The organism is Noviherbaspirillum aerium (genome assembly GCF_008929045.1).
Classification (GTDB): Bacteria; Pseudomonadota; Gammaproteobacteria; order Burkholderiales; family Burkholderiaceae_D; genus Noviherbaspirillum; species Noviherbaspirillum aerium.
Map to the genome: position 1 here is coordinate 60,849 of NZ_VFAH01000019.1, position 26,834 is coordinate 87,682.

At 63.5% G+C, this 26,834-nt stretch carries 25 protein-coding genes; 17 read left to right on the plus strand and 8 right to left on the minus strand.

Features of this window, described 5'->3' with window-relative positions; translation table 11 throughout:
• The first annotated feature begins 78 nt into the window (after positions 1-78).
• Both FH061_RS22100 and fghA read left to right on the plus strand, forming a co-directional pair.
• Positions 79-1,185, plus strand: a complete 1,107-nt coding sequence (locus FH061_RS22100; RefSeq protein WP_151638007.1) for an S-(hydroxymethyl)glutathione dehydrogenase/class III alcohol dehydrogenase — start codon at positions 79-81, stop codon at positions 1,183-1,185.
• Positions 1,186-1,586: 401 nt separating this feature from the next.
• Positions 1,587-2,432, plus strand: a complete 846-nt coding sequence (gene fghA / locus FH061_RS22105; protein WP_151638008.1) for an S-formylglutathione hydrolase — start codon at positions 1,587-1,589, stop codon at positions 2,430-2,432.
• A 269-nt stretch (positions 2,433-2,701) separates the two neighbouring features.
• On the opposite strand, the gene FH061_RS22110 is transcribed toward fghA, so the two are convergent.
• Positions 2,702-3,928 (minus strand): malic enzyme-like NAD(P)-binding protein, encoded by a 1,227-nt coding sequence (locus tag FH061_RS22110; protein WP_318841042.1) that lies wholly within the window; start codon positions 3,926-3,928, stop codon positions 2,702-2,704.
• Between the two features lie 604 nt (positions 3,929-4,532).
• Between FH061_RS22110 and FH061_RS22115 the strand changes: the two genes are divergently transcribed.
• Positions 4,533-5,216, plus strand: coding sequence for a methyl-accepting chemotaxis protein (locus FH061_RS22115; protein ID WP_151638009.1), 684 nt, complete (start codon positions 4,533-4,535; stop codon positions 5,214-5,216).
• A 41-nt stretch (positions 5,217-5,257) separates the two neighbouring features.
• On the opposite strand, the gene FH061_RS22120 is transcribed toward FH061_RS22115, so the two are convergent.
• Positions 5,258-5,620: a hypothetical protein gene (locus tag FH061_RS22120; RefSeq protein ID WP_151638010.1), complete on the minus strand. Its 363-nt coding sequence runs from the start codon at positions 5,618-5,620 to the stop codon at positions 5,258-5,260.
• Between the two features lie 216 nt (positions 5,621-5,836).
• Here FH061_RS22120 and FH061_RS22125 point away from each other — a divergent pair, with 216 nt between their 5' ends.
• On the plus strand, positions 5,837-7,489 hold the full coding sequence (locus tag FH061_RS22125; RefSeq protein ID WP_151638011.1) for a hypothetical protein: 1,653 nt from the start codon (positions 5,837-5,839) through the stop codon (positions 7,487-7,489).
• 104 nt (positions 7,490-7,593) lie between these two features.
• Positions 7,594-8,352 carry a hypothetical protein gene (locus tag FH061_RS22130; RefSeq protein WP_151638012.1) on the plus strand — a complete coding sequence of 253 codons (759 nt, stop codon included), beginning with the start codon at positions 7,594-7,596 and terminating at the stop codon, positions 8,350-8,352.
• On the opposite strand, the gene FH061_RS22135 is transcribed toward FH061_RS22130, so the two are convergent.
• Both FH061_RS22135 and FH061_RS22140 read right to left on the minus strand, forming a co-directional pair.
• Complete coding sequence (locus FH061_RS22135; protein WP_225984807.1) at positions 8,318-8,926, minus strand: carboxymuconolactone decarboxylase family protein; 609 nt, start codon at positions 8,924-8,926, stop codon at positions 8,318-8,320. The genes FH061_RS22130 and FH061_RS22135 overlap by 35 nt on opposite strands.
• A 54-nt stretch (positions 8,927-8,980) precedes the next feature.
• Positions 8,981-10,189, minus strand: coding sequence for a YbfB/YjiJ family MFS transporter (locus FH061_RS22140; RefSeq protein ID WP_151638013.1), 1,209 nt, complete (start codon positions 10,187-10,189; stop codon positions 8,981-8,983).
• Positions 10,190-10,253: 64 nt separating this feature from the next.
• Between FH061_RS22140 and FH061_RS22145 the strand changes: the two genes are divergently transcribed.
• From FH061_RS22145 to FH061_RS31510, 4 genes are all read left to right on the plus strand, one after another.
• A complete protein-coding gene (locus FH061_RS22145; protein ID WP_151638014.1) occupies positions 10,254-11,162 on the plus strand; it encodes a LysR family transcriptional regulator in 909 nt (302 codons plus the stop codon).
• Between the two features lie 105 nt (positions 11,163-11,267).
• Positions 11,268-11,810 carry a CHRD domain-containing protein gene (locus FH061_RS22150; protein WP_151638015.1) on the plus strand — a complete coding sequence of 181 codons (543 nt, stop codon included), beginning with the start codon at positions 11,268-11,270 and terminating at the stop codon, positions 11,808-11,810.
• 135 nt (positions 11,811-11,945) lie between these two features.
• Positions 11,946-13,775, plus strand: a complete 1,830-nt coding sequence (locus tag FH061_RS22155) for an ExeA family protein (protein WP_151638016.1) — start codon at positions 11,946-11,948, stop codon at positions 13,773-13,775.
• 3 nt (positions 13,776-13,778) lie between these two features.
• Positions 13,779-14,597 (plus strand): general secretion pathway protein GspB, encoded by an 819-nt coding sequence (locus FH061_RS31510; protein WP_151638017.1) that lies wholly within the window; start codon positions 13,779-13,781, stop codon positions 14,595-14,597.
• A gap of 458 nt (positions 14,598-15,055) precedes the next feature.
• Here the strand turns inward: FH061_RS31510 and FH061_RS22165 are convergent, their stop codons facing one another.
• Positions 15,056-15,949 carry a DMT family transporter gene (locus tag FH061_RS22165; protein WP_151638018.1) on the minus strand — a complete coding sequence of 298 codons (894 nt, stop codon included), beginning with the start codon at positions 15,947-15,949 and terminating at the stop codon, positions 15,056-15,058.
• Positions 15,950-16,161: 212 nt separating this feature from the next.
• On the opposite strand from FH061_RS22165, the gene FH061_RS22170 reads away from it, so the two are divergent.
• Together FH061_RS22170 and FH061_RS22175 are read left to right on the plus strand one after the other, a co-directional pair.
• Positions 16,162-17,073 carry a helix-turn-helix transcriptional regulator gene (locus FH061_RS22170; protein ID WP_151638019.1) on the plus strand — a complete coding sequence of 304 codons (912 nt, stop codon included), beginning with the start codon at positions 16,162-16,164 and terminating at the stop codon, positions 17,071-17,073.
• 173 nt (positions 17,074-17,246) lie between these two features.
• Complete coding sequence (locus tag FH061_RS22175; RefSeq protein ID WP_192805198.1) at positions 17,247-18,392, plus strand: GGDEF domain-containing protein; 1,146 nt, start codon at positions 17,247-17,249, stop codon at positions 18,390-18,392.
• 24 nt (positions 18,393-18,416) lie between these two features.
• Here the strand turns inward: FH061_RS22175 and FH061_RS22180 are convergent, their stop codons facing one another.
• Positions 18,417-19,523, minus strand: a complete 1,107-nt coding sequence (locus FH061_RS22180) for an alpha/beta fold hydrolase (RefSeq protein ID WP_225984808.1) — start codon at positions 19,521-19,523, stop codon at positions 18,417-18,419.
• A 230-nt stretch (positions 19,524-19,753) separates the two neighbouring features.
• Here FH061_RS22180 and FH061_RS22185 point away from each other — a divergent pair, with 230 nt between their 5' ends.
• The 3 genes from FH061_RS22185 (at position 19,754) to FH061_RS22195 (ending at position 20,841) form a co-directional block, all read left to right on the plus strand.
• Complete coding sequence (locus FH061_RS22185) at positions 19,754-20,110, plus strand: MarR family winged helix-turn-helix transcriptional regulator (protein ID WP_225984812.1); 357 nt, start codon at positions 19,754-19,756, stop codon at positions 20,108-20,110.
• A 70-nt stretch (positions 20,111-20,180) separates the two neighbouring features.
• The gene (locus FH061_RS22190) at positions 20,181-20,600 is read left to right on the plus strand and encodes a PaaI family thioesterase (protein ID WP_151638022.1); all 420 of its coding nucleotides are present in this window, start codon (positions 20,181-20,183) and stop codon (positions 20,598-20,600) included.
• Positions 20,601-20,607: 7 nt separating this feature from the next.
• A complete protein-coding gene (locus FH061_RS22195; protein WP_225984809.1) occupies positions 20,608-20,841 on the plus strand; it encodes a DUF1653 domain-containing protein in 234 nt (77 codons plus the stop codon).
• Between the two features lie 324 nt (positions 20,842-21,165).
• Here the strand turns inward: FH061_RS22195 and FH061_RS22200 are convergent, their stop codons facing one another.
• Positions 21,166-21,411, minus strand: a complete 246-nt coding sequence (locus FH061_RS22200; RefSeq protein ID WP_151638023.1) for a hypothetical protein — start codon at positions 21,409-21,411, stop codon at positions 21,166-21,168.
• Positions 21,412-21,737: 326 nt separating this feature from the next.
• On the opposite strand from FH061_RS22200, the gene FH061_RS22205 reads away from it, so the two are divergent.
• Positions 21,738-22,109, plus strand: coding sequence for a SirB2 family protein (locus FH061_RS22205; protein ID WP_151638024.1), 372 nt, complete (start codon positions 21,738-21,740; stop codon positions 22,107-22,109).
• A gap of 39 nt (positions 22,110-22,148) precedes the next feature.
• The gene (locus tag FH061_RS22210) at positions 22,149-23,222 is read left to right on the plus strand and encodes a D-hexose-6-phosphate mutarotase (protein WP_151638025.1); all 1,074 of its coding nucleotides are present in this window, start codon (positions 22,149-22,151) and stop codon (positions 23,220-23,222) included.
• Between the two features lie 637 nt (positions 23,223-23,859).
• Here FH061_RS22210 and hutC read toward each other — a convergent pair.
• On the minus strand, positions 23,860-24,579 hold the full coding sequence (gene hutC, locus FH061_RS22220) for a histidine utilization repressor (RefSeq protein ID WP_151638051.1): 720 nt from the start codon (positions 24,577-24,579) through the stop codon (positions 23,860-23,862).
• A gap of 191 nt (positions 24,580-24,770) precedes the next feature.
• Between hutC and hutU the strand changes: the two genes are divergently transcribed.
• Positions 24,771-26,489 carry a urocanate hydratase gene (gene hutU / locus FH061_RS22225; protein ID WP_151638026.1) on the plus strand — a complete coding sequence of 573 codons (1,719 nt, stop codon included), beginning with the start codon at positions 24,771-24,773 and terminating at the stop codon, positions 26,487-26,489.
• Positions 26,490-26,834 lie beyond the last annotated feature (345 nt).

Consider the following 26,834-nt stretch of genomic DNA (forward strand, 5'->3'; position numbering starts at 1 on the left):
GCATGAGAACGGGATGGAATCTCCCGGCGCCCCGATCATCGAATACCCACGATCAATCTACCGCTCAGGAGCCTCTCAATGAAAACCAAAGCCGCGATCGCCTGGAAGGCCGGCGCCCCTCTTTCCGTGGAAGAAGTCGATCTCGACGGCCCGCGCGCCGGCGAGGTGCTGATTGAAGTCAAGGCGACCGGCATCTGCCATACCGATTACTACACGCTCTCGGGCGCCGATCCGGAAGGAATCTTCCCCGCCATTCTCGGCCATGAAGGCGCGGGCATCGTGGTTGACGTCGGCCCCGACGTGCGCTCGCTGAAGAAGGGCGACCACGTCATTCCGCTGTACACGCCGGAATGCCGCCAGTGCAAGTTCTGCCTGTCGCGCAAGACCAATCTCTGCCAGGCCATCCGTTCCACGCAGGGCAAGGGCCTGATGCCGGACGGCAGCAGCCGCTTCTCGATCGGCGGCAAGCCCATCTTCCACTACATGGGCACGTCGACCTTCGCCAACCACATCGTGGTGCCGGAGATCGCGGTGGCCAAGATCCGCTCCGACGCGCCCTTCGACAAGGTCTGCTACATCGGCTGCGGCGTCACCACCGGCGTCGGCGCGGTGCTGTTCACTGCCAAGGTGGAAGCCGGCGCCACTGTCGCGGTGTTCGGCCTTGGCGGCATCGGCCTGAACGTGATCCAGGCGGCGAAGATGGTGGGCGCCGACAAGATCATCGGCATCGATCTCAACCCGGCGCGCGAAGAGATGGCGCGCAAGTTCGGCATGACCCACTTCCTCAATCCGAAGGATCATGAAAACATCGTCGACGCGATCGTCCAATTGACCGACGGCGGCGTCGATTACTCGTTCGAATGCATCGGCAACACCAAGGTCATGCGCCAGGCGCTGGAGTGCTGCCACAAGGGCTGGGGCAAGTCGATCATCATCGGCGTGGCAGAAGCCGGCGCCGAGATCAGCACCCGTCCCTTCCAGCTCGTCACCGGCCGCGAATGGAAAGGCTCCGCCTTCGGCGGCGCCCGCGGCCGCACCGACGTGCCGAAGATCGTCGACTGGTACATGGAAGGCAAGATCAACATCGACGACCTGATCACCCACAAGCTCAGCCTCGACCAGATCAATGAAGGCTTCGACCTGATGAAGCGCGGCGAGTCGATCCGGTCGGTGGTGATGTATTAAACGGTAAGGCAGCAAGCACAACAGAAGCAACACAGGCAACACCAGCAAGACCAGCAAGACCAGCAAGACCTCCTGCCGCAGCCACTAAAGGCTGTGGCAGTAGACCGCTTGCAAGCAGCCGAAAAAGCGCGGGTAGAAGCGGATAAGAAGTGAAACCTGTCTGAGCCCGCAGGGCGAGTTTGTTTCACTTCCCGCTTCTACCCGTGCTTCTTCGGGAACCCGAAGGGCTGCTTGCCTGCGGCCGCCTTTCTTTGCTTACTTTCTTTGGCGGAGCAAAGAAAGTGAGCGGCTGCCGGGCCGCCCCCGGCAAGCATCAACGAAGAACCAGACGTTTGGCTTCACCGAAGAAAAGCCGAAAAACACCCCCTTCAGCAACCTTCACTCATGCCCAAGGTGCCGACATGCTAGAAATCCTCTCCGAACACCGCTGCTTCAACGGCATCCAGTCCTACTACCGCCACGACTCCGAAACCATCGGCCTGCCGATGCGTTTCTCCGTCTTCCACCCTCCCGTGGAACGCAAGGAAATGGTCCCCGTCCTGTTCTACCTCGCCGGCCTGACCTGCACCGAAGAGACCTTCATGATCAAGGCCGGCGCCCAGCGCCATGCCGCCGAGCACGGCATCATGCTCGTCACCTGCGACACCAGCCCGCGCAACACCGGCATCGAAGGCGCCGACAAGGACTGGGACTTCGGCCACGGCGCCGGATTCTATCTCGACGCGACACAGGAACCCTGGAGCAGACATTTCAGGATGGAGACCTATGTCACGGAGGAGCTGCGCAACCTCGTCATCAATGAATTCAATGTCGAGGAACGCTGCATGGGCATCTTCGGCCATTCGATGGGCGGCCATGGCGCGCTGACCCTGGCGCTGCGCCATCCGGATAAATACTGTTCGGTATCGGCCTTCGCTCCGATCGCCGCGCCCGTCCAGTGTCCCTGGGGACAGAAAGCCTTCGGCAACTATCTCGGCGACGATCGCGAGGCATGGAAGGAGCATGATGCCAGCGAACTGATGAAGCGCCGCACCACACCCTTCCCCAAGGGCATCCTGATCGACCAGGGCCTGGGGGACAAATTCCTGGATGAGCAATTGCTGCCGGCGGAGTTCGAGCAGGCATGCAGGCAGGCAGGGCAGCCGCTGACGTTACGGCGCCATGAGGGATATGACCATGGGTATTACTTCATTGCGAGCTTCATGGAAGATCACTTGAAGTTCCACAAGGAGAACTTGGGAAGGTGAGGCGGCGGATGTTGCGGAGCCTGCCTTGTGACGCAGGGTCATTCAGCCCTTAAGAGCGTCTGTCGAAATGACGATGGCTGGGGCTCCAATAACCTTTTCGCTGCCACCACCGCCCTCACCCCAACCCCAACCCCTCTCCCGCCTGCGGGAGAGGGGCTCTCAAACACTCTCAAACACTGCAGGCGATATGCGCAAACTCCCTTCTCCCGCAGGCGGGAGAAGGGCCGGGGATGAGGGGCGTCGCCAAGACCAGCAACAGCAACATCAGCTCAAAGCAGAGTCTTCGCCAGCGCCTCCAGCTGCGCGCGGTAGACCCCGGCATCCAGCGTCTTGCGCGCCACGCCGCTGGCCTGCGCCGCTTCCGCGATGCGCGGCGTCACGCCCGTCAGCAGGCGCTTGTCGAGCAGCGTCGGCACGATGTACTGGCGTCCGAACTGGTCATCGCTGCGCGCCATTTCCGCCAGCGCGACAACGCAGGCGCGCTTCATGTCCTGGTTGATGGTCTTGGCTCCCGTGTCCAGCGCGGCGCGGAACAGGTAGGGGAAGCACAGCGCATTGTTGATCTGGTTCGGATAGTCCGAACGGCCGGTGGCGATGATTGCATCCGGCGCGACTTCGCGGATCAGCTCGGGCCGCAGTTCCGGCTCGGGGTTGGCAAGCGCGAACACGATGGGCCTGGCCGCCATTTTCTTCACGTCTTCCTGCTTGAGCAGGCCGGGGCCGGACAGGCCCAGGAAAACATCGGCCATGCCGATGACATCGGAGAGCGTCTTGGCATCGGTCTTCTGCGCCCAGGCGCGCTTTTCTTCGGTGAGCTCGCGGTCGGTGGTGAGCACGCCGCGGCTGTCGCAGACATAGACGTTCTCGCGCCTGACGCCGAGATCGACCAGCATCTCCAGGCAGGCGATCGCCGCCGCGCCGGCGCCGGAACAGACGACCCTCGCCAGCGAGATGTCGCGCCCGGTCAAGTGCATCGCATTGAGGAAGCCGGTGCCGACCACGATGGCCGTGCCGTGCTGGTCGTCATGGAAGACCGGAATGTCCAGCCGCTCGCGCAGCGTCTTCTCGACGTAGAAACATTCGGGCGCCTTGATGTCTTCCAGGTTGATGCCGCCGAAGGTGGGATGCAGCGCGGCGATGATCTCGACCAGCTTCTCCGGGTCGGTCTCGTCGATCTCGATGTCGAAGGAATCGATGCCGGCAAACTTCTTGAACAGCACCGCCTTGCCTTCCATGACCGGCTTGCCGGCCAGCGCGCCGATGTCGCCGAGGCCGAGCACCGCGGTGCCGTTGGTGATCACGCCGACCAGGTTGCCCTTGGCGGTGTATTCGTAGGCCTTGGCCGGGTCCTTGTTGATTTCCACGCACGGCGCTGCCACGCCCGGAGAGTAGGCCAGCGACAGGTCCGCCTGGCTGGCGACCGGCTTGGTGACCTGGATGGCGATCTTGCCCCGCTGTCCGGCGGCATGGTACTCAAGTGCTTGTTGTTCCAGCATATCTATTCTTTTCTTTTCTTCGCAATGGATGAGTGATCGGCGCATGCCTCTCCCAGCGGGGCATGCGCGGCGACGCCGGGCCGGCGATCCGGGGACGGCTGCGGCCGTGCCCTGTCATGCGTCTTGCCCGTGCGTCCTGTCTTTACGGCGTATTTACGGCGTATTCACGGCATATTGGCGCCGTGGTGCGGCATTCCCTGACTGCGCTGGTGGCGGCAGGCCGGGAAGGCAACGTTGGAATGGGTGTGCAAACGTTTTCGCCAGCGTTTGCGGTGCGCACGGGAATTGGTAATGTCCCGGCGTGCCGTGGAAGGTGCTGCCGCGACAATGCGGGCCGGCACCGGCTTTCCCGCGGATAGGAGAAAGCGGTCAAACAGCGCTCCCGCCGCATCGGTCGATCGGTCGCACCGATGCGGCGGGAGCGCTAGCCTAGCATAATCTTCCGACACGGGTGAAGCCGCCACGCGCCGCACCGGTGCAGGCGCCGGGATCATGCCGCCCCGCCGCGGTGCAGGACGAGATGCCGACAGGTGCGAAATCAGGCCAGGATGGATGGTACGGAATCTGCTTTCCACAAAGAAACTTACGTTGCAATGGAGCAGCCATGACCCAGACCAGTCTCGCCAAGCCGTCACTGCCGACGGCTCCTTCCGCCAAAGTCAAACTGTCCGGCGAACTGTTCGCCTCGATGATCAACCTGTCCGGCCGGCGCCGCTTCACTTCCCAGCGGCTGGTCCTGTATGCGGTGCTGGCATCGCTCGGCCACGAGAACGCCATCGGCACTTCGCGCGATGCGCTCAAGCTGTTTACCGATGCCCATCTGGCGCTGGTCAATGGCAATGAACAGATTCCGGGCGTGTTCTGCCCCGAACTGCAGGCGGCTTACTTCGGCAGCGCGCAGGGCGACCGCCAGATTCGCGGCTTCATTGACCTGGCGGGACGCTGTCTCGATGCCATCGGCGCGGGCGCGCGCCAGGCGCCCGCGCTGCTGGAACAGCTGGTCGGCGAAGCCACGCCGCTGCTGTCGGTACTGAACCGGCTGACGCAGGTCTACGAGGAATTATCAAAGAAGCATGCCTCGCAGGTGCGCAGGCAGCTGCACGGCATCATGAGCGACATCGAATCCATCGCGCGGCAGGCGCGCATGGTGTCCTTCAATGCGCAGATCGTGGCGGCGCGCGCGGGGCAGGCCGGCAAGGAGTTTTCGGTGGTGGCGGGCGTACTGTCGGATATCACCGGCGAAATCGACGGCCTGGTGCATGAAGCCCTGAACAGTTCGGTGGCATGACGGCGTTGCCGGGCAATGCCGGCAATCTCGTCAATCCGGACTCAGCGAAACGCCTCGGCAAGCGACATGACGCGCGGCGTGAACTCGATATTGAACTTGCCCAGCGCCTCGGTCAGCTGGGCGAGATTGGACTCCTTCTCCGCCGCGGTCCAGCCCTCGAAGATATCCGTGCCCGCCTTCTGGAAATGCATGTCGACGATCTTTTTACCGTCGTGGTGGGTATAGGGCTTGGACAGCACCTGCTTGAAGCCGAGACCCTCGACCGCCTGGATGAATTCGGCGGGAGGATGGCTTGCATCGAGTGCGGTATAGATCATGAAAGTCTTGCCAGGCGGCTTGGCGGCGACATCAACCACATAGACGCCCGGCGCCACCGGCGCGGCAGTGCTCTTTAAAAATAACATGTCCCCGTCCTCTTTCCATTGAGTGCGCCTTGATTGGCGCCTTGGCAACAAGCCATCCTTCGTGAAACGGCTTGCCATACAGCAATATGCCACAAATATAGCCGCGTTCAAACACCGCGGTGCAATTCGCAATTGATATGAGACTTCCCGGCTTCCTGGCCGGAACCGCCCGGAGTTTCAGAACCACACATAGCACTTCCACCAATTTTCCAGATCATGGCACTGAAGCTCCCTTCATTTTTCGGAACCCGGCCTTCCCTCGAAGAACGGACCAGGGAAGCCGCCGCAGCCATTTCCGAACAGATCAAGCCGGCTCTGAAAGACATCGATGAAAGTCGCAAGAAGAACTTTCCAGGGGCCGAGAATTGGGGAGCCGCCAGCGCCCACATGCAGATCAAATCCGGCCAGGTGCTCAACGGCGCTGCGAAGCACTCGATGCAAACACAGCTGCTCGCCAAAGCGGTGGATCTGGCATCCCCGTCCAAGGCGATGAAAGAGGCGCGCTATCTCAAGCTCAGAAACAGGCTGGCGCTGGAGGTCAATGAGCAGTTGACGCTCGAAAAGCTGAGGGATACCCGCCTGGAGCTTGAAGTGATACATGAAAAACTGTCGGCCCTGGGCATGCCGAACCTGCCTCTGCCGAAACTTCCATCGCCCTACGATTACGCGTTTCACCGCCTGGTGTCGACGGCAGACTATGAGCACGCCCGCGAGTCGTGGAACCGGCGGCTTCCGGGGAACGATGCCGAGCAAATCAGGAAGCTGTCGGAGCGGTTTGCGGCACTGAATCGGGAATACCTGATGCTGGACCTCGAGACGCCTTCCGGATTCCTCGTGGAAGCCGCGGCCAACAAATCGGACTTGCAACACCTGGCGGAATTCCGGGACCGCATTGCGGCCTACGCGATAGCCCAAGCCATCAAGGATCGCGAGCCCGTCGAAGGTGCCGGGATATACCGGCTTCCTGAATTTTTCAAGCCGCACCTGGACTGGTATTTGGGAAGCCACCACTACGAACGGGCCTGCTACGCACTGGAGTCCGAACTGAGCCGGACGGGGCCTGACCCCCAAGCCCAGCTCCGCCTGCTGCAGCGTCATCACCGCAAGTATTCACGTACGGCGCGCCGCCTCAGCGACGACAGGCGTGTAAAGCTGAGTGAAAAGCTTGCCGAACTCAAGGCGAACCGTCCCTCCATCAAAATGAAGGCGGGAGAAAAGCCGGCCGGGATCTGGCAGCGCGACCGTTGGGGCGCGGTCTCGCCGAAAGAGCTGCAGGCGCGGCGTACCGTCTACCGCCATCGCCATGACGAGCTCAAGCATGCCTATGACACTCTTGAAAAATGCGAAAAGAAGCTTATCCGCCTGCAGAAGCTTGTCGAGCGGGAAGCCGAGCCGACACGGGAAGCGGTAGGACGATGGCAGGCCATGCTGACCCGGATCGCCGAGTCGCTGGGAATCGGTTCATCGGCGCAGGCGGCGGATACACCGGCCGGGCCCCACTCCTCCTTGCTGGAGACGCAGCGGCATGCCACGCACCGCAACGTCACCAAATTGCTGGCGCAGGTCCGTGAATGGAAGAGCCAGATTGAGTTGCCACCCGGGCTCGATGCAGAGATGCCGTCATCCGCAAACGGGGGCGTCCTGTCCGGCATTGCGAAGCAGATACGAGAGACCCGGTTTGCCGATGGCACTACGGTGGGAGCGGCTATAAAGAGCGCCACGTCGGCGCTGCGGGTCATGCACCGCTTTCCCTGGACCGTAAAGGTGCTGCTCGATTCCGCCGAATGGGTGGACGGAAAGATCAATCCCGAGTCCTCGGCCACCGGCAGCGCAGAACCGCAAACGGTACGCACGCGGCGGACAAGCTGAAATAGCGGCGCATCCCGGCGCCAAGCCGATGCAAAAACGCAGGCCGGTATTCACTTCGCGGCGTTTCTGTGCAATATTCGCAAGGTTTTCCCGGGGCGCCCTTCATGCCCTCATTGCCGACATGGCGCCGCATCGGGGACAACACAAGCCTTGCCGCCATCCCGGACCACCAACCATCGCCCGCCATGTTCATCGGTCATTACTCCGCCGCCTTCGCCGCCAAGCGCATCGCTCCCGCCCTGCCCCTGCCGCTGCTGTTCATCGCCTGCCAGATCATCGACATTGTCTGGGGTGCCTTGGTGCTGGCGGGCGTCGAGAAGCTGCGCATCGTGCCGGGCTTCACCGCGTCCAATGACCTGGACCTGTACTACATGCCCTATACCCACAGCCTGTCTTCCGCGCTGGCCTGGTCGCTGGGCGCCGCGCTGCTGTGCTGGCTCGCCACGCCGGGCAGTGCCGCCCGGCTGCGCACCGCGGTTGTCGTCGGCGTGACGGTGTCGTCGCACTGGACGCTGGACCTGCTGGTGCATGTGCCCGACCTGCCGCTCTGGTTCGACAGCATGAAGGTGGGGCTGGGCTGGTGGAATTACCGGATCTTCGCGTTGGTGCTGGAGCTGGCGCTGCTTTGGCTGGCCATGGCGTTCTGCCTGCCGGTTGCCGGCGCGGCACGCAAAAAATACCTGGCGCTCGGCGGCGTGATGAGCGCGCTGCAGGTGGTCAGCCTGCTGCACCAGCCGCCCGAAGCGGCCAGCGTGGCACAGCAGCTGCTGCTGAGCTACCTGGCGCTGTCGGCGGCGGCATGGTGGATAGAGAAGACATCTACAGCATCTACAGCGGGAACGGCGCCAGCGGCGCAGCGCTAGCATCGGCCAGCGGCGGCGTGCGGGCGACATTCATCAGCATCGATACCGTGGTGAAGTAGCCGGCCAGGCCGAGCAGATCGACCACGCCGCGTTCGCCGAAGGTTTCGACCGCGCGCGCATAGGTGGCATCCGAGACGCCATGATTGCGCGCCAGCTCGTCGCACAGGTCATAGGCTGCTTCCTCGTCCGCGGCCATGGCGGTGGGCCGGCGTCCCTGCGCCAGCGCATCGAGCGCCTCCTGGCGCACGCCGGCCTTCAGCGCCAGCGGATAATGCATGCACCATTCGAACTGCTGGGTCCACTGGCGCGACACGATCAGCATCACGAATTCGCTGATGCGCTTGTCGAGCACGCTGTCGAAGCGCAGGTATTCGCCGACCTTCTGCAGCCGGTTCAGCAGTTCGGGGCTGCGCATGAGCGGGATGAACGGCCCGAACACCGCGCCGCGCGGGCCGGCGATCAGCGCTTCGGCCGCCGCCCGCTGGGCCGCGTCCATCTGTTCCATCGGCAGCGCCGGCATGCGTTCCGGTCCCGGCATGCAATCCTGGAGGTTGATTGGCTTGGCAGTCGTCATGGTGTTTCCCTCGGTGAGTTGGTATGTCTGTCTGGTTCATGCGGACGGCACCCGTCACGGCGCATCGCGCTCCATGGCAAGCGCCGCGCCGCTCGCGGCCAGCAGCACGGCGGCCACGATCAGGCCGCCGGAGAAGCTGCCCGCGCCGACGGTCAGCGGGCCGACGATCTGCCCGGCGGCAAAAGCGGACGTCATTGCCGCCAGCAGCACGGTCGCATTGCGCCCGGCGCTGCGCTTGGCTTCCTGCAGCGCGGCCAGCGTGATCACCATGAAGGTGCCGCCCACGCACAGCGCCGCGGCGAAGATGGCCGGCAGGCCGGTCCACAGCACCGGCGCCAGGATGCCGGCCGCCATGATGAAGTGGCAGGCCATCCACAGTCGGCGGTTGCCCATGCGGCTGACCAGCGCGGCAACGCCAAGCGTCGACAGCGCCGCCGCCAGTCCGAACACCGGCCACGACCAGCCGAACGCGTCCGAGCCCTGCAGGGCCTGCTTCGCCATGACGGGAATGAAAGTGGCCGGGATGATGTAGCCGAATCCGAAGATGCCGTAGCAGGCCACCAGCCGCACCGCCCGCGCATTCCAGCGGAAGCCGTCGCCTGCCGTTCCGGCTGCGGCAGCCGATGGCGCCGCCTGCATTGTCTGCGAAACCTCCTGCGGTTGAGCATGGAAGACGCGCCAGATGAGCAGCGTGACGCCGACCGACAGCACGCCCAGGCACAGCCATGCGGTGGGCGAAGCGGCCTGCGCCCGCATCAGGCCCAGGCAGAGCAGGCCGGCCGCGGCAATGCCGGTGCCGACGCCGGCGAATACCACGCTGTTGAGGAACGGCCGCTGGTAGCGGCTCAGGTTTTCCATGCACCAGGCGGACACCGAGATCAGCACCCAGGCGCTGGCGATGCCGGCCAGCAGCCGCAATGCCGCCCAGACGGCGAGAGGCAGATGCGCGGCCATGGCCAGCGTGGAAATGCCGATCACCAGCAAGCCGCCCCGGATCGCCGTTTCCGGCCGCAAACGGATGCGCATCGCGCTGAGCGCGCCGAGCAGGTAGCCGACATAGTTGGCGGAGGCCAGCCAGCTGCCGGCAGCGAGGCTGAGGCTGGCATCCTGCAGCATCATCGGCAACACCGGCGTGAAGGCGAAGCGGCCGATGCCCATGGCTACGGCCAGCGCGGCCAGACCGGCCAGGGCGGACAGGAGGCCGGTCGCGGCGGACGAGGTCCGGCTGCCGGGAACGGATGCGGGAGAGGAATGGGGATTCATGGCTCAAGTCTAGCTTGACCAACCCATTCTGAAAAATGAATAATAAAGATAGGAGGTTCTCAAAATGAGAAACATCGATCTGGAGTCGCTGCATATTTTCAAGGCGGTGGTCGACTGCGGCGGGATCACGCGCGCGGCGGCGCAGCTGAACCGGGTGCAATCCAACATCACCACGCGCATCAAGAACCTGGAAGAGCGGCTCGGCGTGCAGCTCTTCCAGCGCCAGGCCGGCAAGCTGGTGCTGTCGGCCGAGGGCAAGGTGCTGCTGGCGTATGCGGAACAGTTGCTGCGCCTGTCCTCGGAAGCGGAAAATGCCCTGCGCAGCGGCATGCCGCGCGGCACCTTGCGCATCGGCACCATGGAAAGCACCGCCGCCGCGCGCCTGCCGCCGCTGCTGGCGCAGTACCACCGCAGCTATCCGGACGTGCAGATCGAACTGGCGACCGGCACCTCCGGCGCGCTGGTCGAGCGGGTGCACCGCTTCGAAGTGGAAGCGGCCTTCGTCGCCGAACCCTTTCAGGCGGCAGAACTGGAGATGATCGAAGCCTTCAGCGAGGAACTGGTGCTGATCGCGCCCCGGCATGCGCCGCGCATCGAGTCGGCCAGGGATGCGCAGAAGCGCACGCTGATCGCCTTTTCCAGCGGCTGCTCCTACCGGCGCATTCTCGAGGAATGGCTGAGCATGTCGTCGGTGATGCCGGGACGGGTGCTGGAACTGGCGTCATATCACGCCATCGTCGCCTGCGTCGCGGCCGGCTCGGGCATTGCCATCGTGCCCCGCTCGGTGCTGGGCGTGGTGCGCGCCGACAATGAAGTCTCGGTGTTTGAATTGCCGGCGAAGGTGGCGCGGGCGCGCACCTGCCTGGTGTGGCGGCGCGGGCACCAGTCGGTCGCGCTGGAAGCCATGAAGCAGTTGCTGCTCGACAGGAAGGCTGCCGGGCAGGCGGCCGCGGAGATCAGGTCGGCAGCCTGATTCCTTGCGCTGCGTCGCGGAACCGGCACGGGATCGGCGCACAATCGAAAGACAAATCTGCCTGGATCGGCAGAAGCACACCGCATCCTTTCCCCGGGAGACACCATGCCGTGCCGCCATCGCATTCTTGCCATTTCCACTCTGCTGATGCTCGCCGCCTGCGGCGGCGGAGGCGGCGACAGCGGCACCGGCTCCGGCAGCCTGAACTCCTCCCCATCGACCCAGCCGCCAGCCCAGCCGCAGACCGAAACCTATGCCGCCGCCATGAGCGGAGCGGAACAGGTGCCGCCGCGCATCACCAGTGCGCAGGGCAGCGGCAGCGTTGGCGTGGATCCGGCGACGCGCCAGATGACGGCAAGCGTTACCCTGGCGGGCATGACAGCCACCGCGGTCACCCTTCACCAGGGCGCGCCCGGATCGACCGGCCCGATCCTGTTTTCCCTGCTTGAAACGGCGCCCGGCAGCGGCGTCTGGACCGGACGGGCCAGCTTGAGCGTTGGCGAACTGGCGGCACTGCGCGCCGGCCAGTTCTACCTCAGCGCGGCGAGCGCGGCCTTCACCTCCGGAGAAATCCGCGGCCAGCTTGCGCTGCGCTCCGGCGCGGTCAACCCGGTCGGCGGCCCGACGGGAACGGCAGCCCTGCGCTGAACGCGGCGCAGCGGCCGCGCAGCCCGGCAATTTCCCGGCCGGACAAACTTTCCGGACGGAACGAAGCGGCATTGTGAGCCCGCAAATTGCACCGCCGCATGCATGCTATCCTGTCGGGCTCAATTTTCGATCGCCATGTACACCGAATTCTTCAGGCTGAAGCAGGCCCCCTTCTCCATCTCCCCCGATCCGCGCTATCTCTTCATGAGCGAGCGCCATCGCGAGGCGCTGGCGCATCTGCTGTACGGCATCGACAGCGGCGGCGGGCTGGTGCTGCTGACCGGCGACATCGGCACCGGCAAGACCACGATATGCCGCTGCTTTCTCGAACAGGTGCCGGCGAACTGCAACGTCGCCTACATCTTCAATCCCAAGCTGAGCGTGTCCGAACTGCTGCAGTCGATCTGCGAGGAATTCCATATTCCGATCGCCGACGGCGAGCGCCACAGCGTCAAGGATTACATCGATGCGCTCAACGGCTACCTGCTGGCATCGCATGCGGAGGGCCGCAACAATGTCCTCGTCATCGACGAGGCGCAGAACCTGTCGGCCGAGGTGCTGGAACAGCTGCGCCTGCTGACCAACCTCGAAACCAGCGAACGCAAGCTGCTGCAGATCATCCTGATCGGCCAGCCGGAGCTGCGGGCCATGCTCGCCAAGCCGGAACTCGAACAGCTGGCCCAGCGCGTGATCGCGCATTACCACCTGACGGCGCTGTCGGAAGAAGAAACCGCCAGCTACATCCAGCACCGGCTGGCGACGGCCGGGCTGGCCTCGCCCTCGCCTTTCCGCCACTCCCTGATCCGCCAGATCCACCGGATGACCGGCGGGGTGCCGCGCCGCATCAACCTGCTGTGCGACCGGGCGATGCTGGGCGCGTATGCGAAAGGCATGCCGGCGGTGGACCGCGACATCATCGCGGCGGCCGGCGCGGAACTGTTCATCAACCAGCGCCGCCCGGACGCCTCGGCCATTCAGGCCTGGCACTATCCGCTGCTGGGCGCGATGGCCGGCGTCATCATTCTCGGCGTGGCCATGATCACGGCCAATGCCGGCGCGCTGCGCCAGGCCGCCGAGAATGGATGGGCACGCATCAGCGGCCTGGCGGCCCGGGAGACGCCGGCTCCTGTGCAGAAGGACACCTCCGGGAACCTGCCAAAGGAGACGCAGCCGCCGCGCGCCGCGCAGCAGGCAACCGGAGCGAAGCCGGCGAATGTGCCGGACGAAGCCGTGGCGCAGCAGGCAAAGGCTGCCGTGACCGCTGCGGGGGAAGCCTCCCGGATACAGGCGTCCACCGGGCTGGGCGTGCCGCCGCGCCTGCTCGCCGAACACGATGGCAGTCCGCTGGGAACGGCGCTCGATGAAAATGCGGCCATCCGCCAGCTGGCGGCCTATTTCTCCCCGAACCTGCCGTCGCAGGCCGCGCCCTGCGACGGCGCCGTCCAGGCAGGCATGCGCTGCTACTGGAGCACGCGCGGCTTCGGCGAGATCCGCAGCATCGACAGGCCGGTGGCGATCAAGCTCGAAGACCAGCGCAAGCGCAGCTACTACGTGCTGCTGACCGACCTGCGCGATTCGGATGCCACCCTGGCGGTGGGCGATATCAGCCAGCGGGTTGAACTGTCGGTGCTCGGCCGTTATTTCCATGGCGAGTTCGTGACCCTGTGGCGCATTCCGCCGGGTTTCGACGGTCCGGTCAAGCCGGGCGACCGCGGCCCGGCCGTGGACTGGCTGGCGCAGCGCCTGGCAAGAATCAACGGGGTCGACGCGCCGCCCGCCGGCGAGGCCTTCAGCCAGCGCATGGCCAGGCAGGTCAGCCAGTTCCAGCAGGCGCACGGCCTGCATGTCGACGGCATCGTCGGTCCGGTCACCGCCATCCATATCAACCGCGCAGCCGGCATCGACGAGCCGCGCCTGGGCGTCAGCCCGCTTGCGGGCCGCGAGCGCGCGAACGCAGGAAAGTAAGTCATGTCCTATATTCTCGACGCATTGAAAAAAGCGGAAGCCGAACGGCGCGGCGGCCAGCACGCAAGCGGACCGATTCCGCCCTCCTTCCATGTGCATGCGCAGCGCCAGCCGGTATGGCAGCGGCCCTGGCTGTGGGCGGTCCTGTCCGCAGCGGCCGTGGTGGCCGGCGGCCTGATCTGGATCGGCGGAGCGCCGTCATCGGCACCGCAGCCGCCCGCGCAGGAAACACAGGCTGCGCAAGCGCCTGCGGCCGCAGCGACACAGCCGCCCCCTGCAGTGCCTGTAGTGCCCGCAGTACCTGCCGCTCCTTCAGCGCCGGTCGCGCAGGCGCCCGCATCTCCTCCCCCCGCTGCGCCGGCGCCTTCATCGGCACCGCCAGCCGCCTCAGCGCCGCCGCTGGCCCAAGCTCCTGCCAAGGCGCCCGAACAGCGCGTCGAAAAACCAAGGCCGGCGGAACGCAAGCCGGCGGAGAAAAAGGCGCCGGAAGCTGCCAGGGCGAACAAGAAGCCGCAGCAGGAGGAAGCGCTTGCCGCCGCGCCGGCGGTCCCCGCACCGGTACCGGTGGAAAAACCCAAGCCCGCGCCCGAGCCGCAGGTCGGCACGCTGCGCGACCTGCCGCCACAGATCCAGCAGGAAGTACCGCAGTACAGCGTCGGCGGCTATATCTATTCCGGCAACAAGGCCGACCGCTCGGTGGTGATCAACAAGCGCCTGCTGCGCGAGGGCGATGAAATCGCGCCGGGGCTGACCCTTGAGAGAATGACGCCGACCGGCATGGTCCTGAATTACAAGGGTTATCGGTATCGGGCGTCGTATTGAGACGATCCAGCCATCGCCCTCATCCCTGCCGCCGTTTCGCACCCAACGGCTGATTGCAGGCCAGTCAGGCTACGTGGCGCAACCTGGTTTGCGAAGCTACGCCTATGAAAGAGAGAACCAATCAGAAAGCCAAGCCAAACTGGCCACGCCAGCGCAAAGAGGCTGTTGAAATCCCCCTTTGCCGCCGCCAAAAGAACATGAGGTGAAGCGGAAAAAGAAGCGCGGACTGTCTGAGCCGCAGGCGAGTTTCCGCGCTTCCCGCTTCGCCTCATGTTTTTTTGGGAACCCCGCAGGGGCGACGGCATCGGGGTCGTTTTCTTGCCTACTTCTTTGTCGACACAAAGAAGTAGGTGGCCCGCCGGGGCCAGTCCCGGCAAGTCGCCACGAAGAACACAAGGTTCAAGATATTCCCGGACGAAAGCCGTTGTGCTGGCACGAGAGCCCGCACAACCGCCATTTCACGCAGCTACCGGCTTCACCGCCCGGCGCATCGGCATGAACGCCAGCAAATTCCCCCCCAGCACGCAAGCCAGCCCCGCAAACGCCAGCAAACTCCATGAATACCCCTCGAACACCGTGGAAATACTCAACGCCACCACCGGAAACAGCACCGTGCAGTAAGCCGCCCGTTCCGGCCCCAGCCGCCCGACCAGCAGCAGATAAGCGGTAAACCCGATCACCGACCCCGGAATCGCCAGATACAGCAGCGACCCCAGATAGCGCGGACTCGAATCCAGCGCAAACGGCAGTCCAAGCACAACGCCGATCAGGGTCAGGACGGCGGCGCCGAAGAACATGGCCCAGGTATTGGTCAGCCATGGCGTCAGGCCGAGCGACTGCATGCGGCTCGACAGCAGGTTGCCGGTCGAGAAGAACAGCGTGCCGAGAAAGGCCAGGCCCAGCCCGCGCAGCATCTCGCCATCGGTCCAGTGGCCGCTCATCTGGGGCAGGAACAGCATGACGATGCCCGCCAGCCCAAGCAGTGCGCCGAAGATGACCTGCGGCTGTATCGCCCGCCCGAGGAAAAGGCGGCCGTTGATCGAATTCCACAAGGGCGCCGTCGAGAACACCACCGCGACCAGGCCGCTGGGCACCCACTGGCTGGCATAGTAGAAGCAGAGGAAGTTGCAGCAGAACAGCGCGATGCCCTGCGCGACAAGATATCGCCAGGCTTGGCGCGGCGGACGCACCGGCTTGCGCATCGCCACCAGGATCAGCAGCAGCACCGCCGCGGCAATCCAGAAACGGTAGGCAATCGATACCGGCGCGGGCACCACCCCGAGCTGCCATTTGATGGCGATCCAGGTCGAGCCCCAGATCAGGACGGTGAGCAGATAGAGAAAGGCATTCATCGCGGAAATTCCATGTGATCGAGCATGCAGGATGCCCCGAATGCAGCCTGGCGACTTGTCTGGAATTGCGGCCTTGTATGCCGCGGCGGCGCCTAGGGCCGATCTTGTCCAATCTTGCGCTTTTCAGGTGCCGGCCCGTACCTGGCGCCGGGTGCTGACGCCGCAACCGGTGGAAAGTGATACAGTAGGCAGCACCTTTCCGGCCGATTGCCATGCAGACTCCATCGCCACCTCTGCCCCCTCACCCCAGCGGCATCACGCATGCGGTGTTCAATACCCTGCGCGGCACCAATGCCGAGCTGGAGCGCTTCGCCTGGCTGGGCGACGAGATGGCCATCGCGATCTGGCACAGGCAGACCACGGAAGAAGAGACGGCCTACATCCGGCCCGGCCATCACACCTTGTCCTGCTATCTCGGCGGCGGCTACCGCACCGAACGCAATGAACTGCCCGGGCTGTTCGGCAGCCCCGGACGCCTGTGCGCATTGCCGGACGAGCATGAGTCGCGCTGGGTGGTGCGTGATGAATTGCGTTTCCTGCATGTCTACTTCCTGCCCGAGCATTTCACCCGGCGCGCCGTCATCGAACTCGATCGCGAACCGCGCGAACTGACACTGGCCGACCGCACCTATTTCGAACATGCGCAGATAGCCCGTCTGTGCCAGGCGCTGGAGCAGATGCCCTGGCAGGGCATCGATGAACTGCTGCGGGTCAACGAAACTTCGCATGAACTCCTTAGCCGGCTGCTGCAATCGCAGGGCGTGCTGCGCCGGGCTCCCCGGCTCAAGGGAGGGCTGGCACCGGTGATGCGGCGGCGGCTGGCCGACTATATCGAAACCCATCTCGACCAGACCATTACCCTGGGCATGCTGGCCGAACTGGCCTGCATGTCGGAATTTCATCTGGCGCGCATGTTCCGCATTTCCTTCGGCATGCCGCCCTATGCGTGGATCGCCGCCCGCCGTCACGATCAGGCGCAGGCCTTGCTCCGGAAAGCCGGCTTGTCATTGCAGCAGGTGGCCGACGCCTGCGGCTATGCCGACCTCAGTCACTTCAGCCACCGCTTCCGCAGGATGAGCGGCGTGTCGCCCTCCCGCTACCGGCAAGCCATTCTGGGCAAATAGACAATTCCGGGGCCGCGGCCGTTGTTGCCGCCCGACGGTTTGCAGTGCTTGCACCAAGCCCGTTGAAATTTCCAGGTAGAACCAATATTGCCATCGGCTAAGATATGCCGATACAAAAGATTGCGGACGGAACGATCGATGGACGACGCCGGCTCCGCAATGATTGGAAAGCCATGGATGTCTTAACCGCCGGCACCGCGCTGATCGTCGTGCAGCTTTGCGTTTCGCTGGTGATGGCCGGCATTTTCTATGCCGCGCCAACGGAAACCTGCACGCGTTTCTGGGCCCTTTCAGGGGTGTCCTTCGCCATTGGCGTCATGACGGTGGTGCTCAATGCGGGTGCGCCGCGGCCGGTGATCCTCGTCGTCGGCAACAGCGCGCTCATCCTCGGACTGGTGCTGCAATGGTGCGGCATACGCGCATTCTTTCAAAAAAAGCAGGCCAGGACAGGATGGATATTGTGGCTGCTCTTCATAGGGCTGTTCATCCTGCTGCTGGTCCGCAATGCCGGCGTCGGCCAGCGGGCGCTGCTGTCGGCCGTCTTCATCCTTGCCCTGCTGCTGGTCAATCTGTATGAGATGTGGACCGGGCCGGGTTCGCGTTCCACCTTTGCGCGCAAGCTGACGTTCGGCTCGCTGCTGCTGCTTGCCGTCAGTTACAGCGGCAGGGTCATCGCCACCACGGTCAACATGTCCGAGCTGCTGCCCAGTTCCGGCAATCCGCTGGCGGTCATCCTGATCTATTTCGTTCCGATCGCGGGCACCCTGCTGTTCTGCAATGGCCTGTTGCTGCTGTATTTCGAGCGCGTTATCGCCGACAAGCATCACCTCGCCACGCATGATGAACTGACAGGCCTGCTCAACCGCCGCGCGCTTGTCGCCGGCGGCGAGCGCGAACTGCGACTGGCGCAGCGCATGCGCACTCCCATCACCGTGGCGCTGGCCGATGTCGATCATTTCAAGCAGATCAACGACACGCTTGGACATGAAGCGGGAGACCGCGCCATCATTGACATGGCGCGCCTGCTCAAGGAGACCTGCCGCAGCGTGGACCTGATCGGGCGTTACGGCGGCGAGGAATTCTGCCTGGTCTTCCCCGGCCTCGACGAGGCGGCCGCAAGAACGGTGGCGGAGCGCCTGGTGCGCACGGTTGCGGCCCATCGCTTTTCCATCGGCCGCAATGTCAGCATCAGCATCGGACTGGCCAGCATGACGCCGGCGCAAGGGGAGCAGGATTGGGTCCAGCTGGTCCGGCGTGCGGACCAGGCGCTGTATGCGGCCAAGCAGGCTGGCCGCAACCGCTATGAAGTCAGCGAATGAAGTGTGAACAGGTCCTAAACCGGATTAATTGAGTTGCGTCGAGACTGGCAGTACATGCGCCTCGGCGCTGCGCAATTCCGCGCCCACCGCACTGGCGGCATGATCGATGCCGGCCATGATTTCTTCCTGCGCCAGATGATGCAGCATATGTCCGGCACCCGCGGTGACATGCAGGGTGCTGTGCGGCAGTTCCCCGTGCAGGCGTTCGGACTGCAGGCGCGTCGTGACATGCTTGTCATCGGCGCCGGCCATGATGACGACCGGCATGGTCAGTTCATGGTAACGCTCGCGCAATCCGTAGGCCGCTGGGATCATCATTGCCGCCTCGGCAGCCGCTGCCCGCAGCTGTGACGGCCGCAGCGTCATCCACACCGGATACTCATTCTCGAATCGCGCCGGCACCGGAGCCGGGCCGAAGATTCTGCGCAGTACGGCAGGCCAGATGACGCGGCTGGCCAGCGGCGAGACGGTATAGCGCATCAGGTCGCCTATCACCGGGATGGCCGGCTGCGAGGCCAAGGCCACATCCACCCGGACGGTCGGATAGTAGTAGCCGGACAGCAGCACCAGGCTCTTCACATAGTCGGGCTGGTCAAGCGCCATCGATACGGCGACCTGGGTGCCCCAGGAATGTCCGACGATGATGGGATTTTCGATTCCGAGATGCAGCAGGGCACGATGCAGCAGCCGGGCCTGCGCCTGCGGCGTCCAGATGGTGCTGCGCGGCCTTTCGCTGTAGCCGTAACCCGGACGGTCGAACACGATGACACGATAGTTGCGCGCCGCCAGATCAATCAGCCCGCTGGTCTCGAAATCCTGGATCATGGTGCCGTCGCCATGCAGGAAGACGACCGGCTGGCCCTGGCCTCGCTCCAGGTAATGCAGGCGGACGCCGTCGATGTGGAGAAATTCACCGATCGGCGGATTCTCGAGTTCAGCCTGATGCGTCTTCTGCCGCACCACCAGCGCGGCCGCGGCAAGCGCGGCGCCGGCTGCGAGCAGCCAGGTCATGCGCCGCGACGTGCCCGGATTCGCCGCAATGAATGCATCGGAATCCGAAGCGGGCATCGATGCAGGCGCATCGGACCAGGCCGACGGATCGGGATCATACTGCGAGGATGTTTGATTCATGTGTTCTGCTCCCATGTTGGACAAAACCTGTTGGAAGTTCAGCACATGCATGAAGTTCAATGCATATTTGTTCACATTGTCCGGTTCACACGAATCAAGCCGGTTTGACAATACATGTACATGCATTTATATTCGTCGCGTCTACCGCTACCCGGACCAGCCTCGTGAAACCCTTACGCTTGCCCTGTTACTGCGGCTCTCTACGCCAGGCGTCGCGCGTCGTGACGCAAATGTACGATCAGGCGCTCAAGCCGTCGGGGTTGAAGATCACGCAATTCGGCATCCTGCGCCTGCTGAGTACCTATCCCGGCCTGACCACCGGCGCGATGGCGGAGTTGCTGGCCATGGACAGCACCACGCTGACGCGCACGCTCAAGATCATCAGCGACAGCGGCTGGATCAGGGCCACCCCTGGCGAGGACCGGCGCGAGCGGCTATGGACCATCACCGGCGAAGGCGAAAAACGCATCAGTGAAGCGGAACCGCTGTGGACGAATGTCCAGAAGGAATTTGCGGAACTCGCCAGCGATGTCGATCTGGATGCATTGACACGCACCGTGCACCAGCTGGTGCTCAAGGCAGCATAGGTGGCATGGGCTGCGCAGCCCCGCTTCGAACTCGATTCAGGAACACAAGAGCAAAACGACAGGACACGCCATGGAAAACTCGAAGGATCTCGCCCATTACAACCGCATCGGCACCGGTTACCTGCCCGGCCTGCTCGGCATCGAAGTGACAGGACTGGGCGAAGGCACGCTGCAGGCGCAGATCACGGTGCAGCAATCGCACCTCGCGCCGAATGGCTATCTGCATGCAGGCAGCATCATCACGCTTGCGGACACGGCCTGCGGCTATGCCTGCGTCGCCAACCTGCCCCAGGGCGCGGTCAATTTCACCACCATTGAACTCAAAAGCAACTTCCTCGGCACCGCGCGCGAAGGCGTGGTGGCCTGCGAAGCCAAGGCGGTGCATCTCGGCCGCAACACCCAGGTCTGGGATGCGCTGGTCACGCACCGCGATACCGGCAAGCTGATCGCGACCTTTCGCTGTACCCAGATGATCCTGTGGCCGAAGTGAGCGCCGCATGAGCAGAATGACAATCACGCCGGGTGTCTACGAGCATTACAAAGGCAAGCGGTATTTCGTGCTCGGTCTGTCGCGCAACACCGAAACCAACGAGATCTGCGTGGTTTACCGGCCCCTGTATGAGACCGACTGGCCGCAGCTGGTGCACCGGAACGCCGACATGTTTTTTGAGCACGTCGATGTGAATGGCAGGCAGCTGCCCAGGTTTCGCTTGATTGAAGCGGGAATCTAGGGGCAGGAAAATGCCAGGGATGAATGCTTCACCTCGGCGTCACTGGATACGTATCGGGAATCGAGCGGGAATTGCTGAGATTGCGAAGATTGCTGAGCGCGGCAAGCCAACATCAGCATTTGGCCGGCTCTGAAATTTGAAGAATCCGCCCTCTTGCTGACTACCGGGATACGGACGGAAATCTGCGGAAAGTAAGGCGGTCTCCTGTCAAGCCCCGTTGCGGGACTTGCGCCTTGCTTCCGACATGCTGCTTTCTACTGCCCTGGCCCGGGCGTATTGCCTGATCTACTACGCTATTGCTCTACTGCTTGTTTCAATGGCTTGTTAGTTGCGTGCAGCGATTGCGCGCAGTTCCTGCGCCAGGTTCGGCTGGATCGAATCGTAGCTGCGTGCCAGGCGATACAGTTGGGCGATCGATGCGACGTCGCGCTTTTCTTGTACTGCTGCGGCCGGCTTGGCTTCCGGTGTGACGGCCAGCAGGGCTTGCAGGAAGGCACGGGCGGCGCGGCCGAGGTTCTCGGTATAGCTCAGGCCAGCGGTCTGGGTGGATGTGAATGTTGCGGTAGACATGGTGTATTCCTCTCAAAAATGTCTGTTACGGATAGAGTGTAGGTACGGAACAGATATAATTCCAATTCCAAGTTTAGATATCAGATATTCCCCACATGAATTTCACTGTAGGAATATCAGATGTTCAATCCGTTGAATTCAGGAAAGACAACTGTGAATAACCAGGTTCGATGCCGCGCTTCCATTGCATTGCTAAAATGCCGGCCGAAGGCGAATTCGATCCGTTTGCCGATCCGTTTGCGTGATCGCATTGCCCATCTTCACGAACCTGGGTTAACGTCCTGCGGATACCGCCCATCCCTCTTTACCAACCACGCCAACCATCCATGAGCTATCTCGCCGTCAAGCATCTCCACCTGACTTTCGTCGCGCTGAGCGGCATCCTGTTCTTCGTGCGCGGCCTCCTGATGCTGGCCGACTCGGCGGCGCTGCAGCGCGGCTTTTTCCGGATTGCGCCGCATATCGTTGATACCCTGCTGCTGGCCAGCGCGCTGGTGTTGGTGGTGTGGAGCGCGCAGTATCCCTTCGTCCAGTCCTGGCTGACGGCGAAGGTCTTTGCGCTGGTGGCCTACATCGTGATCGGCACCATCGCGCTCAAGCGAGGAAAGAGCAAGGGCGTGCGCATTGCCGCCTTCGTGACCGCGCTGCTCATCTTCGCCTACATCATCAAGGTCGCCGTGACCCGGCAGGTGCTCTGATACCGGCCCGCATTGCGCTCCATCACATCAAGGATCAGCATGACCAAGATTTACGAATACACCCAGCAACCCCATTTCTGGATCGTGCATGACGAGCAAGGTTACTGGCAGGTGCCGGCGCGCGACAATGGCTGGGAGGACCGCAGCCCCTTCGTCGGCCATGCAGTGAACCTGCGCGAAGTGACCGACCTCGGCGGCATCGATCTCGGCATGCCGGCAACCACGGCCGCGGCCAGGTCCGCCGACATTTTCAGCGAGGAATTCCAGGCGCTGCCCGGCCTGAGCCTGACGAATGCCCAGGGCGAATCGGCATTCGTCACCCGCCAGGGCGCGCAGGTCGTTTCATGGAAGACGGCTGACGGCAGGGAACGCATGTACCTGTCGGCAAGCACCGGCGGCATGACCCGTGCCGACGAGACCGTGCCTGCGGCGGCGATACGCGGCGGCGTGCCGGTCTGCTTCCCCCAGTTTTCCGGCCGCGGCCCCCTGGTCAAGCACGGCTTCGTGCGCAGCCTGCCGTGGCAGGTCACGGCCGCGCCGTCGGCGCAATCCCCCTCGGTGGCCACCTTCTTCATCGAGGATGACGACCAGACGCGCCAGATGTGGCCGCACGGCTTTCATGCCGAGGTCGGCGTGGTGCTCGACGCCGGCCGCCTCGTTATCACGCTGACGGCCACCAATCGCGGCGACACCGCATTTCCGTTCACCGCGGCGCTGCATACCTATTTCCGCGTGGACGACATCGCCCAGGTGGAATTGCATGGCTTGCAGCAGGTGCGCTACCAGGACGCGACCGCGGAGAATGTGGAAGTGGTGCAGCAGGAGGCCGCGGTAACCATCTCCGCCGAGCTCGACCGGGTCTACATGTCGCCGCCGAAAAAGCTGATGCTGCTGGAAGGCGGGCAGCCTTCGCTGCAGATCGAGCAGTATGGCTTCGAAGACACGGTGGTGTGGAATCCGGGACCGGTCAAGGCCGCTGCCCTGCCAGACTTCCCGGACCAGGACTGGCTGCACATGCTCTGCGTCGAAGCCGCCTGCGTCATCACGCCGGTCACGCTGGCGCCGGGCCAGACCTGGACGGGCAGCCAGATCCTCAGCCTGCCGGGGCGCTGAGCTGTTACAACGCCGGCGCGAACATCCGCAGCGCCGGAGCCTGGCTGGTAACGGCGGTCACCCGGCTCTGCCTCGACCGCCTGCCCCATGCCAGGCTGGAATCTGAAACCTACCAGGGTCCCTGGCTGCCCGAGCCGCCTCTACCTGCGTCCCACTTGCGGGAGAAGGGAGCCACACCGGTCAAGTCAGAGAAGAGAGGCTGTTGAATTCCCCCTTTTGCCGCTGCCAAAAGAGCGATGCGTTAAGCGGACAGGAAGCGCGGACTGTCTGAGCCGCAGGTGAGTTTCCGCGCTTCCCGCTTTACGCATCGCTCTTTGGGGAACCCCGCAGGGGGGCGGCAACGGGGTCGCTTTCTTGCCGACTTCTTTCCCGACTTCTTTGCCGACACAAGGAAGTCGGTGGCCCGCCGGGGCCAGCCCCGGCAAGCTTCGACGAAGAGCACAGAGGGTTCAAACAAGCATAAGCACCTTGGGAGTCCGCAGGTGCAGCCGGAGTGCGGAACTCGCAGCAAAGATCGGGATTTAGCGGGTGACAGGCACTTGGTAAGTTGTGCGATTCCCCTCACCCCTGCCTCTCTCCCGTTTGCGGGAGAGAGGCTCCCTTCTTACGCTTATTTTCAGATGAGGTCTTTTCCACCTCAAAAGCTTCCGGCAAACTGATACCGGCTCCCCGGATGCCACATCGTCACCACCGACGCCACCTGCCCCTGCGACAAGGTGCGCCGCTTGAGCACCAGGCAAGCTTCCTTGTCCTTGTGAATCTGCAGCATCTCCGCAATCTCGCGCGGCGGATGCAGCGCTTCGATGCTGTAATTAACCCCCTGCAGCGGCGCGGCCGCCATCAGGTATTCATTCGGCGTGATGACCGAAAAATCCTGCAGCATGTAATCCGGCGCCACTTCAGGATTGACCCAGCGGTCCTCGACCTGGATCGGAATATCGTTCTCGAAATGCACGATGACGGAATGAAACAGCGGATGCCCCGGCTTGAGGCCGAACGGATGCGCCAGCAGTTCGGAAGCCTTGCTGCGCTCCAGCAGATGCAGTTCGCTTCGATGCACATGGCCGCGCATGCGCACCTCGTCGGCGATGCTCTTGATTTCCACCAGCGTCGACTGGTACTTGTGCTGAGCCACGTAAGTCCCTGAACCCTGCACCCGCGTCAGGATCTGCTCGTCGGTCAGTTCGCGCACCGCCCGGTTGACCGTCATGCGCGAGACGCCGAACTGCTTCGCCAGCGCCTGCTCGGAAGGTATGGCGTCGCCCTCCTTCCACTGGCCGGCCTGGATTTCGCCCAGCAGGTAATTCTTGATATGCAGGAAGGCGGGCGTGCGCTCCGCGTTGCCGCCCTCTTCCATGTCCGCTTTCACATTGTTCTCCTTTTTTGCTGCAACGACCTTGCAGCCCGATTCTAGGGGAATGACTTGTATTGTCAACTCAAGATTTTCTTGCATAAGTTGTCTATACAACTTAAACTGGCTTCACAGTATGCTCCGGTCGGGCAACTTCCCCGGCCCAATTCATTCATCGTCGCCAAGGAGGAGAACCCATGAACACCGTCACCGACAATGTCGAACTCGCCGCCGACCCCCGCTGGGATGCCAGCCGCGTCATCCGCGCGCCGCGCGGCAGTGAAAAATCCTGCAAAAGCTGGCTGACCGAAGCCGCCTACCGCATGCTGCAGAACAACCTCGATCCGGAAGTCGCGGAAAACCCGAAGCACCTCGTGGTCTACGGCGGCATCGGCCGTGCCGCCCGCAACTGGGAATGCTTCGACCAGATCCTGGATAGCCTGCGCAAACTGGAAGATGACGAAACCCTGCTGGTGCAATCCGGCAAGCCGGTGGGCGTATTCCGCACCCATGCCGACGCGCCGCGCGTACTGATCGCCAACTCCAACCTGGTGCCGAAATGGGGCAACTGGGAACACTTCAACGAACTCGACCGCAAGGGCCTGTTCATGTACGGCCAGATGACCGCCGGCAGCTGGATCTACATCGGCAGCCAGGGCATCGTGCAGGGCACTTATGAAACCTTCGTCGAAGCCGGCCGCCAGCATTACAACGGCGACTGGTCCGGGCGCTGGATCCTCACCGCCGGCCTCGGCGGCATGGGCGGCGCGCAGCCGCTGGCGGCGACGCTGGCCGGCGCGGTGTCGCTGAACATCGAATGCCAGCAAAGCAGTATCGACTTCCGCCTGCGCACCCGCTATCTCGACAAGCAGGCCAAGGACATTGATGAAGCGCTCGCCCTGATCAAGCACCATTGCGAGCGCAAGGAAGCCGTCTCCATCGGCCTGCTCGGCAATGCCGCCGAAATCCTGCCCGAACTCGTCAAGCGGGCCAGGGCCGGCGGCATGAAGCCCGACCTCGTCACCGACCAGACTTCGGCGCACGACCTGATCAACGGCTACCTGCCGCTCGGCTGGAGCGTGGCGCAATGGAAGGCCGCGCAGCAGGATCACGGCCAGCATGCCCGCCTCACCGCCGAAGCCGCGAAATCCTGCGCGGTGCATGTGCAGGCGATGCTGGACTTCCACGCGATGGGCATTCCGACCGTGGATTACGGCAACAACATCCGCCAGGTGGCGAAAGACACCGGCGTCGAAAACGCCTTCGACTTCCCGGGTTTCGTGCCGGCCTATATCCGTCCGCTGTTCTGCGAAGGCAAGGGCCCGTTCCGCTGGGCCGCACTGTCGGGCGATCCCGAGGACATCTACAAGACCGACGCCAAGATCAAGGAACTGTTCCCCAACAACAAGCACGTGCACCACTGGCTGGACATGGCTCGCGAACGCATCGCCTTCCAGGGCCTGCCCGCCCGCATCTGCTGGCTCGGCCTGGGCGAGCGCCACATCGCCGGCCTGGCCTTCAATGAAATGGTCAGGAACGGCGAACTCAAGGCCCCGGTCGTCATCGGCCGCGACCACCTCGACACCGGCTCCGTCGCCAGTCCGAACCGCGAGACGGAAAGCATGAAGGACGGCACCGACGCCGTCTCCGACTGGCCCCTGCTCAACGCCCTGCTCAACACCGCCGGCGGCGCCACATGGGTATCGCTGCACCACGGCGGCGGCGTCGGCATGGGCTACTCCCAGCACGCCGGCATGGTCATCGTCGCCGACGGCACGGAAGCGGCGGCGAAGCGCCTGGCCAGAGTGCTGGTCAACGACAGCGGCTCCGGCGTCATGCGCCATGCCGACGCAGGCTATGAAACGGCGGTAGCATGCGCGAAGCGCAATGGACTGAACCTGCCGATGGTGAAATAAGCAATCAGCAAACAGGAAAAGAACAAAAAAAGACAGACCAGGGCAAACCAAAGAGGCTGTGCAGTTCCCCCCTTTGCCGACGCCAAAAGAGCGCTGCGTAAAGCGGATCAGAAGCGCAGATGTCTGAGCCGCAGGCGAGTTTCTGCGCTTCCCGCTTTGCGCAGCGCTCTTTTGGGAACCCCGAAGGGGCGCCGGCAACGGGGTCGCCTTCTTTTGCTTACTTTTCTTGGCGAAGCAAGAAAAGTAAGTGGCCCGCCGGGGCCAGTCCCGGCAAGGTCGTCCGAAGAAACCATCGCACCGCATCGCCGAAGAGCGAACCGAACACAGCATGAGAAAGAGCCACTA